Origin of the sequence: Streptomyces ardesiacus (genome assembly GCF_003112575.1) — a bacterium.
GTDB lineage: Bacteria > Actinomycetota > Actinomycetes > Streptomycetales > Streptomycetaceae > Streptomyces > Streptomyces ardesiacus.
Genome location: NZ_BEWC01000010.1, coordinates 271,732 through 284,579 on the forward strand (window position 1 = coordinate 271,732; position 12,848 = coordinate 284,579).

Consider the following 12,848-nt stretch of genomic DNA (forward strand, 5'->3'; position numbering starts at 1 on the left):
GTACTGGCCATGCTGCGCGCGTTCCTGCGGGCCGCCGCCCGGGCCCGCTCCCGGTCACCGCGGCCCGCCCCCGACGACGACGTGCTCCTCGACGCCCCCGACGACCGACTCGCCCCCGCCCTCGTCGCCGCGGCCCGCGGTGAGCACGGCCCCGCGGCCGGTCTCCTCGCCGGCACCCGCGAGCACGCCGAGTGGGACCACCGCGACCGCTACGCAACCCGGCTCGCCGCCTTCGCCCGCTCCCGCTCCGAGTGGCTCGACGCCTGGCGCGCCACCGCCCCGGAGGACCCCGACGCCCTGCTGGTGGCGGCCCGGCTGGCGGTCCGCCGGCGCTGGGACTCACCTGCCCGCGCCGAACTCCTGCGCCAGGTCGTGCCCGCCGTCGTCGCCGCCGCCGAGGCGGCCGGCCCCGTCGACCCGGTGCCGTGGCGGACCGCGCTGGACGCCGCCCGGGGCGCGGGCGCCGCGCACCCCGAGTTCGAGCGGCTGTGGGAACAGGCGGTCCGCCGCTCCCCGCACCACTACGGCAGCCACGTCTCCGCCCTGGAGTACCTGGCCGACACCTCGCCCGGTGCCCACGGCGAGTGCCTGGACTTCGCGGAGACGGCCGCCCAGGACGCCCCCGAGGACGCGCTCGTGCGGGCCCTGCCCCTGCGCGCGGCCTTCACCTGCCTGACGGCCCCCGGCACCGCCGTCCGCGCGCACCGCCCCCGTCTGGACGCCGCCGCCGACCGTGCGGCCGCCCTGTCGGCCGCCCACCCGCCGGCCGACCCCTGGGCCGCGGAGCTGCGGAACCTGCTCGTCTACGTCCTCGTACGCCTGGGACGCCACCAGGACGCCGCGGAGCAACTGCGGCTGACCGGCCCGTACGTGACGTCCTTCCCGTGGGACCGGGACGCCGACGAGCCCGACCCGCTCGGCCGTTTCCTCCAGGTGCGCGCGGACGTCCATGCGCACCTGGGAGCGGGCGCCCATTAGGCTTCTGCGTCGTGACCACCGTCCGGCTCCCCCTCTTCCCCCTGAACTCGGTCCTGTTCCCGGGGCTGGTGCTTCCGCTCAGCGTCTTCGAGGAGCGCTACCGCGCCATGATGCGCGAGCTGCTGAAGACCCCGGAGGACGAACCACGCCGGTTCGCCGTCGTGGCGATCCGCGACGGCCACGAGGTGGCCCGGACCGCCCCCGGCCTGCCCGATCCGACGGCGACCGTCGAGCACGGGCCCACGGCCGGCTTCGGGGCCGACCCGCTCAAGGCGTTCCACAAGGTGGGCTGCGTCGCGGACGCCGCGACGATCCGCGAGCGGGCCGACGGCACCTTCGAGGTGCTCGCGACCGGCACCAGCCGGGTGCGCCTGACCTCCGTGGACGCCTCGGGCCCCTTCCTGACCGGCGAGCTGGAGCCGCTGCCCGAGGAGCCGGGCGACGAGGCGGGTGCCCTGGCCGAGGGGGTGCTGCGGTCCTTCCGGCAGTACCAGAAGCGGCTGGCGGGGGCCCGTGAGCGGTCGCTGGCGACCGGCTCCGACCTGCCGGACGAACCGGGTGTGGTCTCCTATCTGGTCGCCGCCGCGATGGTGCTGGACACGCCGACGAAGCAGCGTCTGCTCCAGTCCCCGGACACCGCGTCGCGGCTGCGGGACGAGCTGAGACTCCTGCGCTCCGAGACCTCCATCATCCGTACGCTGCCGTCCCTGCCGGCGTCGGACCTGACGCGCGGCCCGACGAGTCTCAACTGAGGTAGTGGCCCGCATGGCGAAGAAGCCGAGCAAGGCGAACAAGAAGCAGCAGTCCGGCGGCACCCCCGCGACGGTGGCGCTCACGGCGGCCGGGGTGACGTACACGGTCCACGCCTACGCACACGACCCGGCCCACCCGTCCTACGGCGAGGAGGCGGCCGAGGCGATGGGCGTCTCCCCGCAGCGGGTGTTCAAGACGCTGGTGGCGGAGGTCGACGGCGCGCTGACGGTCGCGGTGGTGCCCGTGGCGGGGCAGCTCGACCTCAAGGCGCTGGCGGCCGCGGTCGGCGGCAAGCGCGCCGCGATGGCCGACCCGGCCCTGGCGGAGCGCACCACGGGCTACGTGCGCGGCGGCATCTCCCCGCTGGGCCAGCGCAAGCGGCTCACGACGGTCCTGGACGCCTCGGCCACGGCCCACCCCACGATCTGCGTCTCGGCGGGCCGCCGCGGCCTGGAGGTCGAACTCTCCCCCACGGCCCTGACCACGCTCACCGACGCGACCCTGGCCCCCATCGCCCGCACCTGACCGCGGCCGCGGACCCTCGTGCTTCCCCCTGGCGCCTGAGGGCCCGGGAGGCACCCCGGGGGCGGCACGGGTGGGTGAAGCGGCGCCGCGCGACGCCGGGCCGCGCACCCACTCCGCCGCACGCACCCCGCCGTAGGCACTCACGCACCGGGGCCTACTTGCCCCCGTCCCCGTACGCCCCCGGCCCCTGGGGATACTGCCCCGCCGCCGGCGCCGGCCAGGGGTCCGGCTCCGGGTCCCGGGGCCCGAACAGCCCCGTCAACCCCAGATGCACCACCAGCGCCGCGAACGACCACGCCAGCAGCGCCCCCTTCGCCCCCAGCTTCAGCGGCGCGGAGAACGTGACCCCCTTGCCCACCTCCTTGGCGTGCGCGATCACGTCCTGCGTCGGCCCGAGCCACACCCCGAGCCGCCACGCCACCAGCGACCCCAGCAGCCCGCCGGCGCCGAGGGCCACGACCAGCGGCACACCCCCGCTCCGCCGCAGCAGGAAGACCGCGACCGCGCTCACCGCACCGAACGCCAGAGCGAGCAGCGTGAACGTTCCGTCGACGCCGATCGCCTGCTCGCCCTCGGAGTCCTTGAGGTAGACGACCCAGCTGCCGCCGGCCGCGTCGCCCACCAGCGGCACGCTCGGCGCCAGCTTCCACCACAGCACGCCGAGCAGCGCACCGAAGAGCGCGACCACCACCGCGGTCACGACGGCCTGCCGCACTTCCTTCAACATCCCGGGGCCGTCCTGTTCGCCATGAGGGTCACCGTGAGGGTCGTACGCACCGGCGGGCGGCGGCACCGCCCCGCCCGGGTACGACGAGTGTTCGTTCGGCGGCGGTGGCGGGCTCAAGGGTGCGGTCACCGTGCCATCGTGCCAAACCCGCCCGTGCGGCGCGTCACCGGACGGCGGCCCGGCGGTACGCCCAGGTGGCCACGGCCAGCGAGATCACCCCGACCACGGCGCACACCGCGAGGTCGCCGAGGACGTAGCCCCAGTCGGGCCGTCCGCCGAACGTGCGGGCGAAGGCCTCCACACCGTACGTGGACGGCAGCAGGTCCCGGGCCAGGCGCACCACCTGCGGCATCCGTTCGGGCGGCAGTACGCCGAGCAGCAGGGCCGCGGACATGCCGAGCTGGCCCAGCAGCGTGGCGAACTCGGGCCTCGGCGCGAGCAGGCCGAGCGCCGCGCCCAGTCCGGCGAGCGCGGCGCCCGCCAGCGGGATCACGGCCAGCAGCACCCACAGGTGGGTCATCGGCAGCCCGAACAGCAGGCAGCCGACGACCGCCGTCACCACGGTCCCGGGCGCGGTGAAGGACGCGTACGCGCCCGCCGCCCCCAGCACCACCGCGGCGGGCGGCACCGGCAGCGTCGCGTAGTGGTCGAGCCCGCCGCTGGCACGCAGTTGCCCGAAGTACTGGGCGAGGAGGTTGAGCGCGACGAAGGCCACGACGAGCACGGCCGACCCGGCTACCACGGCCCGCGCCTCGCCGCCGCCGTCCACGACGCCGCGCATCAGGATCATGATGCCGATCGACTGGAAGGTCGCCACGAACAGCAGCGGGATGCGCGCGACGCGGGCCCGGGAGAGCTGCGCCCGGTACACGGCCACCAGGGAGGGCCACAGCCGCGCCCTGGGCCCCAGGTCGGCCGGCCCGGCCGCGTGCCGCTCCTCGGCCGCCGGGGCAGCCCCGTGCAGGGCATCGGCGGGTACGGCACTCACGTCGCGCTGCTTCCCTTCGTCAGGGTCGTTCTCGCTGGAGGCGTTCGAAGCCTTGGCCCGAACGGGTGGGTTCACCTCGACGGGTACGGATGCTGCCGCCGGTGTTCTCACCGCTCGTGTGCTCACGCCCTCACCAGCCCCTGTCGCGCGGCGCCGCCCAGCGCCAGGTACACGTCCTCCAGGCTGGGCGTGGCCAGGGTGAAGTCGTCCAGGGCGGCGAAGGCGGCGCCGCCGGTGACGGTGGCGACGACCGCGCGGGCCTCCTCGGGGGCCAGCCGCAGCGTCCAGCGGCGCCCCGACTCGGCGGCGCGGTCGCGCAGGGCGGCGACCTCCGGGACGTGCAGCGGCGCGCTCTCGCGCCACACCAGGTCGACGCGGACCTCCCCGGCGACCCCCTCCTTGAGCCCGGAGGGCGTGTCGCAGGCGATCACGCGGCCCCGGTCGAGGACGGCGACCCGGTCGAGGACGGTCTCGGCCTCGATGACGTTGTGGGTGACGAGCAGGACGGTGGTGCCGTGCTCGGCGCGCCTCCGGTCGACGGCCGACCAGACCGCGCGCCGGGCCACCGGGTCCATGCCGGTGGTCGGCTCGTCCAGCACGAGCAGCGGGCGCTGCCCCACCAGCGCGGCGGCGAAGCAGGCCAGGCGGCGCTGGCCGCCGGAGAGCTTCTTGAGCGGGCGGCCGGCGAGTCCGGTCAGGCCCAGTTCCTCCAGCACGGCGTCCCGCTCGGCGCGGGCCCGGCGCACCTCCAGACCGCGCAGCCGTCCGGTGGTCTCGGCGGCGAGCGACACGGTCAGCTCGTCCAGGGCGCTGGACTCCTGGCCCAGGTAGGCGAGGATCCGCGCGGCCCGCTCCGGGTGGCGCACGATGTCGTGCCCGAGGATCTCCACGCTGCCCGCGTCGGGCCGCATCAGCCCGGTGAGCTGGCGTACCAGGGTGGACTTGCCGGCGCCGTTCGGTCCGAGCAGGCCGAAGATCTCACCGCGGCGGATGTCCAGGGTGACGGCGTCGGTGGCGCGTACCTCGGGGGCGGCCGGAGTACCGCGCCGGCCGCGCACGGCCGGGTAGGTCTTGGTCAGTTCGCGCACCACGCACACGGCATCGCCACCGGGTCGAGATGCCTGTGCCGCGCGCTTACTCACAAGGGACGAGAGTACGGGGTCGGTCCCTCCGGCCCGTCCCCGGGTCCGCCCATAAGTGTCGATTCAGCCGGGTGGAGCGGGAGCGTGCCGGGGGCGGGCCCGGAGCGCCTCACTCCGCCGCGGGCGTGCGTTCGGTCGCCGTCCGCACGTCGACCTCCCGCCAGAAACCGGCCCGGATCGCGTACCGGTCGTGTTCGTCGATCTGGTCGTCCTTGTGCGCCAGCAGCCCGAAGCGGGCCGCGTAGCGCAGCAGCTCGCCGTCGACGCGGTGCGGGATGCGGGGGTACATCCCGGACAGTTTCTGCAGGTGGCCGTGGTCGCCGAGGCGTTCGAGCCAGCGGCGGGCGAAGACCTGCCCGACCTCGTACGGGTCGCCGCCGACCGTGGTGATGTCCTCCTCGCGGTCGGCCCAGCGCTGCTCGGCCGTGGTGAGCTGGGCGAGCGTCGGCAGCGAGGCGGCCTCGGCGGGCTCGGCGGCGGTCCGGTCGACCCAGCCCTTGTCGGAGGACCAGCGCAGGGTGGCGTTGGCCGGCTGCGGGGCGGGGTGGGCGCCGGGGGCGCGCAGGGCGGCGAGGTCCTTGGGGGTGGGGACGCCCTTGGCGGGCGGCACCCGCTCGTCGGCGGCGCCCTGCCCGGCGCCGGCCTCGGTGGGGTGCTCGGGCGCCTCGGCGGGCCGCCGGCCGGTGCCGGAGAGGGCCGACTCGGGCAGCGGCGCGGAGAGGATCGCGGCGATCTCGGGGCGGGGCACGGGCGGCGGCGCGCAGATGCCGCCGACCTCCTTGGCGCGTACGGCCTTGGTGATCCACGTACGGTCCAGGACGCGGCGTTCGTCGGCCTCGGCGACCAGGTCCTCGGACTGGTTGTAGTCCCCGTCGGCGGCCTGGACGGCCCACAGGTGGACGGCGACCCCGTGCTCCTTGGCTGCCATCATGCCCGGCAGCAGGTCGCCGTCGCCGGTGACCAGGACGACGTCGGAGCAGGCGCGGTTGCGGGCCAGCTCGGTCAGTTCGGCGTGCATGGCGGCGTCCACGCCCTTCTGCGCCCACCGTCCGTCACTGCGCGTGAGGGCGCCGAGCCGGACGGTGACCCGGGGCATCACGCGCAGGCGGCGGTGCTCGGGCTGCGGGACGCGGTCGGGGGCGCCGTCGAACCAGTAGATGCGCAACAGGGGCTGCTGCGTGTCGGACTCGGCGCGGTCGCGCAGTCCCTGGATGAGGGCGGCGTGATCGACGGTGATGCGCGAGCGCGAGGGCTCTCCTGCCAGGAGACTCGCGGCGGCCCCCAGCAGATACCCGGCGTCCACCAGGACGATGCAGCGGTCCACGCGATCCACCCTCTTTCCGGGAGGTTTGCTTCGGGCTTCCTTCGAGTCTGCCCGACCGCGCGGAGGTTAACGGCCCGAACTCGATCTTCGGCGTGGCGTTTCGGCACTCCGCACTTCGCCGATGCGCGTCACGGACGGTAATTGCCCGATATGCGTTCTTTGTTGGGCTATGTGAATCTGGTTCCGGCCCTGGCCCCTAGATCCCCCTCAGGAGGTAGATCACCATGGCCAAGAACAAGAACAACCGTGATCGTAAGCAGCCCCGGTCCGAGCGCAGCGCCCCGCAGGCCGCCGAGTCGGCCGTGCTGGACCGCGAGGAGCAGCACTCCCCGCAGCTCACGACGCCCGGCGACGCGGCGTCCCGCAAGCGGCAGAAGCGCTTCGGCCACAACTGACGTTCACGACGAAGGGCGCACCCGGCAGCCGGGTGCGCCCTCGCTCGTTCGACGCTCAGCCCGCCAGGCAGGACGGGCCGAGCAGCACCTTCAGGTCGCCGAAGAGGGCCGGATCGGGCTTCACCCGGTGCCGGTCCAGGCGCAGCACGGTCGTCTTCGTCGGCCCCTGGAGCTTGATCCGCACCTCGCTGTCGCCGCGGTGGTGGGTGAGGATCTCACCGAGCCTGCTGACCATCGGCGGAGTGACGCGGGTGGCCGGAATGGTGAGCACGACGGGCGCGTTGGCGCCCGCGTTGGACAGGTCGGGGACCATCAGCTCCATCGCGACCAGCCGCGGCACGTCCTCCCGCTTGTCCAGGCGTCCCTTGACGAACACCACGGCGTCCTCGACGAGTTGCGTGGACACGAGCTGGTAGGTCGCCGGGAAGAACATGCACTCCAGCGAACCGGCGAGGTCCTCGACGGTGGCGATGGCCCAGGCGTTGCCCTGCTTGGTCATCTTGCGCTGGAGCCCGGAGATGATGCCGCCGATGGTGACGACCGCGCCGTCGCCGAAGTCGCCGCCGGTGAGCTGGGAGATGCCCGCGTCGGCCTTGTCGGACAGCACGTGCTCCAGGCCGAAGAGCGGGTGGTCGGAGACGTAGAGGCCGAGCATCTCCCGCTCCTGGGCGAGGAGATAGGTCTTGTCCCACTCGTCCTCGCCGAAGACCACGTCGAGTCCGAAGCCGGGCTCGTCGCTCTGCTCGTCGCCCATGCCGCCGAAGAGGTCGAACTGCCCCTCGGCCTCCTTGCGCTTGACCGCGACCACGTTGTCGATCATCGGCTCGTACTGCGCGGTGAGGCCCTTGCGGGTGTGCCCCATCTCGTCGAAGGCGCCGGCCTTGATCAGCGACTCCGTCGTGCGCTTGTTGCAGACGACCGCCTCGACCTTGTCCAGGTAGTCCGGGAAGGACGCGTACTTCCCCTTGGCCTTGCGGCACCGGATGATCGACTCGACGACGTTGGTGCCGACGTTGCGCACGGCGGAGAGGCCGAAGAGGATCACGTCGTCGCCCTGCGCGGCGAAGTTGGACATGGACTCGTTGACGTTGGGCGGCAGCACCTTGATGCCCATGCGCCGGCACTCGTTGAGGTAGACCGCCGACTTGTCCTTGTCGTCCTTGACCGAGGTGAGCAGCGCGGCCATGTACTCGGCCGGGTAGTTCGCCTTCAGGTAGGCGGTCCAGTACGAGACCAGTCCGTACGCGGCGGAGTGCGCCTTGTTGAACGCGTAGCCGGCGAAGGGGACCAGCACGTCCCACAGGGCCTGGATGGCCTCGTCGCTGTAGCCGTTCTTCCGGGCGCCGGCCTGGAAGATGACGAAGTTCTTCTCCAGCTCCTCGGGCTTCTTCTTGCCCATCACGCGGCGCAGGATGTCGGCCTCGCCGAGCGAGTAGCCCGCGATGATCTGGGCGGCCTTCTGCACCTGCTCCTGGTACACGATCAGGCCGTAGGTGACCGCGAGGACCTCCTGGAGCGGCTCCTCCAGCTCCTTGTGGATCGGCGTGATCTCCTGCAGGCCGTTCTTGCGCAGCGCGTAGTTGGTGTGCGAGTCCATGCCCATCGGGCCGGGGCGGTACAGCGCCGACACGGCGGAGATGTCTTCGAAGTTGTCGGGCTTCATCAGCCGCAGCAGGGAGCGCATGGGGCCGCCGTCGAACTGGAAGACGCCGAGCGTGTCGCCGCGCTGCAGCAGTTCGAAGGTCTTGGGGTCGTCCAGCGGCAGCGACAGCAGGTCGAGGTCGACGCCCTTGTTGGACTTCACCATCTTGACGGCGTCGTCCATGATCGTGAGGTTGCGCAGGCCGAGGAAGTCCATCTTCAGCAGGCCGAGCGACTCGCACTGCGGGTAGTCCCACTGCGTGATGGTCACGCCGTCGGTGTGCCGCACCCAGATCGGGGCGTGGTCCACGATGGGCTCGCTGGACATGATCACGCCGGCCGCGTGCACGCCCATCTGCCGCACCAGGCCCTCCACGCCCTTGGCGGTGTCGATGACCTTCTTCACGTCCGGCTCGTTCTCGTACATCGAGCGGATCTCGCCGGCCTCGCTGTAGCGCGGGTGCGTCGGGTCGGTGATGCCGTTGAGGTCGATGCCCTTGCCGAGGACGTCGGCGGGCATGGCCTTGGTGAGCCGGTCGCCCATCGCGTACGGGTAGCCCAGCACGCGCGCGGAGTCCTTGATGGCGTTCTTCGCCTTGATCTTGCCGTAGGTGCCGATCATGGCGACCTTGTCGGCGCCGTACTTCTCCGTCACGTACCTGATCACCTCGACGCGCCTGCGCTCGTCGAAGTCGATGTCGACGTCGGGCATGGAGACGCGCTCGGGGTTGAGGAACCGCTCGAAGATCAGGCCGTGCGGGATGGGGTCGAGGTCGGTGATGCCCATCGCGTACGCCACGATCGAACCGGCCGCGGAGCCTCGGCCGGGGCCCACCGCGATGCCCTGCTTCTTGGCCCACATGATGAAGTCGGCGACCACGAGGAAGTAGCCCGGGAACCCCATCTGGATGATGACGTCCATCTCGTACTCGGCCTGCTTCTGGCGGTCCTCGGGGACGCCGCCCGGGAAGCGGCGCGCCATGCCGCGGCGGACCTCCTCCTGGAACCAGGTGATCTCGGTGAAGCCGTCGGGGATGTCGAACTTCGGCATCAGGTCGCGCTTGACGAACATGCCGGTCGTGTCGACCATCTCGGCGACCAGGCGCGTGTTGGCGCAGCCCTCCTGCCAGGCGTCGGAGGAGTCCACGGCGTACATCTCGTCCGTGGACTTCAGGTAGTAGCCGGTGCCGTCGAAGCGGAAGCGGTCCGGGTCGGAGAGGTTCTTGCCGGTCTGGATGCACAGCAGCGCGTCGTGGGCGGTCGCCTCGTGTGCGTAGGTGTAGTGCGAGTCGTTGGTCACCAGCGGCGGGATGCCGAGCTTCTTGCCGATCTCCAGCAGACCGTCGCGGACCCGGTGCTCGATCTCGATGCCGTGGTCCATCAGCTCCAGGAAGTAGCGGTCCTTGCCGAAGATGTCCTGGTAGTCGGCGGCCGCCTTCAGGGCCTCGTCGAAGTGGCCGAGGCGCAGCCGGGTCTGCACCTCGCCGGAGGGGCAGCCGGTGGAGGCGACGATGCCCTCGGACCACTGGCTGATGGTCTCCTTGTCCATCCGGGGCCACTTCTGCAGCCAGCCCTCGGCGTACGCGTCGGAGGAGAGGCGGAAGAGGTTGTGCAGCCCGGTGCTGTTCACCGCCCACATGGTCTTGTGGGTGTAACCGCCCGAGCCGGAGACGTCGTCCCGCTTCTGGTGCGGCTGGCCCCACTGGATCTTGCGCTTGTTGCGCCGGGACTCCGGGGCGACGTACGCCTCGATCCCGATGATCGGGGTGACCCCGGCCTTCTGCGCCGAGTGGAAGAAGTCGTACGCCCCGTGCAGGTTGCCGTGGTCGGACATGGCGATGTGCGTCATGCCCATCTCGTTGCAGGCGTTGAACATGTCCTTGAGCCGCGCGGCACCGTCCAGCAGCGAGTACTGGGTGTGGACGTGCAGGTGCGTGAACGGCGGCTTGGACACGTGCGGCCTCCTGGGAAAACGGTGGACGACTGGCTGCGGTCGATCCGGGGGGTCAGCGTCGAAGTCTATGCCTCGCCACTGACACTCCGGGGCTCCCCGCGCGTACCTTCTGGGGCGGGCACTCCCGCACCCGTTCGAACGTTGGCCCGGGTGGAGATCCGCTCCACCCGTCAGGCATCACCCGCACCAGGAGGCACCAGGCATGTCGGTCCCGCAGCTCAACGAGGAGCACCGCGGCGAGGAGATCCTCGCCGTCTTCGACACCGCCTTCGGCCGGCTGCTGGCCGCGGATCCCGCGGCGTTCCGCGTGAAGTTCCGGAAGATGGCGGCGTCGGCCTTCGCCTTCTACCGCGGCACCGCCGGTCTCTTCTACCGCGACCTGACCGAGGACCCCGACTTCGGTGACCAGCAGGGCGGCGCCTACCTGGACGAGCGGACCTCCCGGGTGTGGATCCACGGCGACCTCCACGCGGAGAACTTCGGCACGTACATGGACTCCAACGGACGCCTGGTGTTCAACGTCAACGACTTCGACGAGGCCTACGTCGGCCCGTTCACCTGGGACCTCAAGCGCTTCGCCGCCTCCGTCGCGCTGATCGGGTACGCGAAGGCGCTCGGCGACGAGCAGATCAGCGAGCTGGTGCGGGTGTACGCGGGCGCGTACCGCGAGCGGATCCACGCCCTGGCCACCGGCGCCAAGAGCGACGAGGTGCCGCCCTTCACGCTGGACACGGCGGAGGGCCCGCTGCTGGGCGCCCTGCGCACGGCCCGCTCGCTGACCCGCTTCGGGCTGCTGGACTCGATGACCGAGATCCGCGACTTCGAGCGCCGCTTCGCCCCCGGCGACGGCTCCGTCGAGCTGGACGCCGCCACGCGCTACAAGGTGCTCGCCGCCTTCGACGGCTACCTGGAGACGCTGCCCGAGTCCTCCCTGGCCCGTCCCGACTCCTACCGGGTGAAGGACGTCGTCGGCCGCCGCGGCATCGGCATCGGCTCGGCCGGCCTGCCCTCGTACAACATCCTCCTGGAGGGCAACAGCGACGCCCTGGAGAACGACGTCGTGATCTACATCAAGCAGGCCCAGACCCCGGCCGTCTCCCGGCACGTCACCGACCCGGCGATCCGGGACTACTTCCGGCACGAGGGCCACCGCACGGTGATCTCCCAGCGCGCCCTGCAGGCGCACGCCGACCCGTGGCTGGGCTGGACCGAGCTGGACGGCGCCGGCCAGCTGGTCGCGGAGGTCTCGCCGTACGCCGTCGACCTGGACTGGAGCGACCTCGACGACCCGGAGGAGATCGCCGAGGTCGTCGCCGACCTGGGCCGGGCCACGGCCACCATGCACGCGGCGGCCGACGACCAGTCCGGGGAGTCCCTGGTGCCGTTCTCCACCGAGCGGGCCATCGACGCGGCGATCGCGGCCGACGAGGAGGGCTTCGCACCCCTGCTGGTCGACTTCGCCCACCGCTACGGCGCCCGCGCGCGTGCCGACCACCAGACCTTCGTGGACCTCTTCCGCAACGGCCGGATCCCGGGCCTGTGACCGTCGGGATTCTCACAGCCACCCTTTAGGGGTCCCTTACCGGACCCCGTGACACACTCTTCTACTGCTATGGACATATCCGGAACCCCGCTCAGAGCCGTACGCGCGGCGCTGTTCACGGCTCTCGCCGTGACCCTCAGCACCGCGTCGCACGTGCTGCTGTCCGGGGTTCCGCTGCCGCTGGCCACGGTGACGGCCGTCGCCGCCGCCGTGTTCCTGATCGCGTACGCCCTGGCCGGGCGGCGCGAGCGCGGCTTCGGGCGGATCGCCGCCCTGCTGATCCCGCTGGAGCTGGCCGCCGACACCGTCTTCACCACCGGCCAGCACGTCTGTTACGGCCGTGCGGGCGGCCCGGTCGCGGGCCCGCTGCGCTCGGTCGGCTTCGACGTGCTGTGCGGCGACGGCACCGGCGTCCACGCCGGGATGACCGCGCCGCTGACCCGGGTCACCGGTGCGGAGACCGACCGGATGGCGTCGGTGCTGGCCCAGGCCGACCCCGGCACCGCCTGGCTGCTGCTGGGCGCGCACGTCGGCGTCGGGCTGCTCGCGGCGGCCTGGCTGCGGCGCGGCGAGCGGGCGCTGGCCCAGCTGGTCGGCGCCGTGGCCGCGACCACGTTCCGGCCGCTGCTCGTCGCCGTCGCGGCCGTGAGCGTGCGCCGGGCCCCCGCGGTGCGCCGCCCGGTGCCCGCGGTCCGCCGCGCCGCCGGCGCCCGGGAGCGGATCCTCACGCACTCCCTGGGACGTCGCGGACCGCCGCGCCCGGTGACCGCCCTCGTGTGACCCGGCCCCCGGGCCGCACGAGCACCACCGAGCACAGCAGTCCCCCCGTACGCACCTCCGCACACCCCCGTGTGCGCGTCCCCGGAGAGATCACCACC

General features: G+C 72.5%; 11 protein-coding genes. 6 read left to right on the top strand and 5 right to left on the bottom strand.

Going from position 1 to position 12,848, the window contains the following annotated elements:
- Positions 1-9 precede the first annotated feature (9 nt).
- Genes Sdi02f_RS31180 through ybaK form a run of 3 tightly spaced genes read left to right on the top strand, consistent with a single transcriptional unit; the run spans position 10 to position 2,256 of the window.
- Positions 10-978 (top strand): hypothetical protein, encoded by a 969-nt coding sequence (locus Sdi02f_RS31180; protein WP_108934418.1) that lies wholly within the window; start codon positions 10-12, stop codon positions 976-978.
- Positions 979-989: 11 nt separating this feature from the next.
- Positions 990-1,730, top strand: a complete 741-nt coding sequence (locus tag Sdi02f_RS31185) for an LON peptidase substrate-binding domain-containing protein (protein WP_030402193.1) — start codon at positions 990-992, stop codon at positions 1,728-1,730.
- Positions 1,731-1,743: 13 nt separating this feature from the next.
- Positions 1,744-2,256 (top strand): Cys-tRNA(Pro) deacylase, encoded by a 513-nt coding sequence (gene ybaK / locus Sdi02f_RS31190; protein WP_030402192.1) that lies wholly within the window; start codon positions 1,744-1,746, stop codon positions 2,254-2,256.
- Positions 2,257-2,410: 154 nt separating this feature from the next.
- Here ybaK and Sdi02f_RS31195 read toward each other — a convergent pair whose 3' ends face one another.
- From Sdi02f_RS31195 to Sdi02f_RS31210, 4 genes are all read right to left on the bottom strand, one after another.
- On the bottom strand, positions 2,411-3,112 hold the full coding sequence (locus Sdi02f_RS31195; RefSeq protein WP_030402191.1) for a hypothetical protein: 702 nt from the start codon (positions 3,110-3,112) through the stop codon (positions 2,411-2,413).
- 34 nt (positions 3,113-3,146) lie between these two features.
- Positions 3,147-3,971: an ABC transporter permease gene (locus tag Sdi02f_RS31200; RefSeq protein WP_030402190.1), complete on the bottom strand. Its 825-nt coding sequence runs from the start codon at positions 3,969-3,971 to the stop codon at positions 3,147-3,149.
- Positions 3,972-4,093: 122 nt separating this feature from the next.
- A complete protein-coding gene (locus Sdi02f_RS31205; RefSeq protein WP_030402189.1) occupies positions 4,094-5,068 on the bottom strand; it encodes an ABC transporter ATP-binding protein in 975 nt (324 codons plus the stop codon).
- Positions 5,069-5,222: 154 nt separating this feature from the next.
- Positions 5,223-6,437 carry an NYN domain-containing protein gene (locus Sdi02f_RS31210; RefSeq protein ID WP_030402188.1) on the bottom strand — a complete coding sequence of 405 codons (1,215 nt, stop codon included), beginning with the start codon at positions 6,435-6,437 and terminating at the stop codon, positions 5,223-5,225.
- Positions 6,438-6,661: 224 nt separating this feature from the next.
- Here Sdi02f_RS31210 and Sdi02f_RS31215 point away from each other — a divergent pair, with 224 nt between their 5' ends.
- A complete protein-coding gene (locus Sdi02f_RS31215) occupies positions 6,662-6,832 on the top strand; it encodes a hypothetical protein (protein WP_037799716.1) in 171 nt (56 codons plus the stop codon).
- A 55-nt stretch (positions 6,833-6,887) separates the two neighbouring features.
- On the opposite strand, the gene dnaE is transcribed toward Sdi02f_RS31215, so the two are convergent.
- Complete coding sequence (gene dnaE, locus Sdi02f_RS31220; protein WP_030402187.1) at positions 6,888-10,427, bottom strand: DNA polymerase III subunit alpha; 3,540 nt, start codon at positions 10,425-10,427, stop codon at positions 6,888-6,890.
- Between the two features lie 202 nt (positions 10,428-10,629).
- Between dnaE and Sdi02f_RS31225 the strand changes: the two genes are divergently transcribed.
- Entirely contained in the window at positions 10,630-11,970 is a 1,341-nt protein-coding gene (locus tag Sdi02f_RS31225; protein ID WP_108934419.1) for a DUF2252 domain-containing protein, read from the top strand.
- 69 nt (positions 11,971-12,039) lie between these two features.
- Entirely contained in the window at positions 12,040-12,750 is a 711-nt protein-coding gene (locus tag Sdi02f_RS31230) for a hypothetical protein (RefSeq protein ID WP_030402185.1), read from the top strand.
- Positions 12,751-12,848: the final 98 nt, after the last annotated feature.

Bases quoted from the DNA above. Each gene is read 5' to 3' on its own strand.
- Sdi02f_RS31230 (WP_030402185.1), top strand. From the start codon at position 12,040: ATGGACATATCCGGAACCCCGCTCAGAGCCGTACGCGCGGCGCTGTTC.
- Sdi02f_RS31215 (WP_037799716.1), top strand. From the start codon at position 6,662: ATGGCCAAGAACAAGAACAACCGTGATCGTAAGCAGCCCCGGTCCGAG.
- Sdi02f_RS31180 (WP_108934418.1), top strand. From the start codon at position 10: ATGCTGCGCGCGTTCCTGCGGGCCGCCGCCCGGGCCCGCTCCCGGTCA.
- ybaK (WP_030402192.1), top strand. From the start codon at position 1,744: ATGGCGAAGAAGCCGAGCAAGGCGAACAAGAAGCAGCAGTCCGGCGGC.
- Sdi02f_RS31225 (WP_108934419.1), top strand. From the start codon at position 10,630: ATGTCGGTCCCGCAGCTCAACGAGGAGCACCGCGGCGAGGAGATCCTC.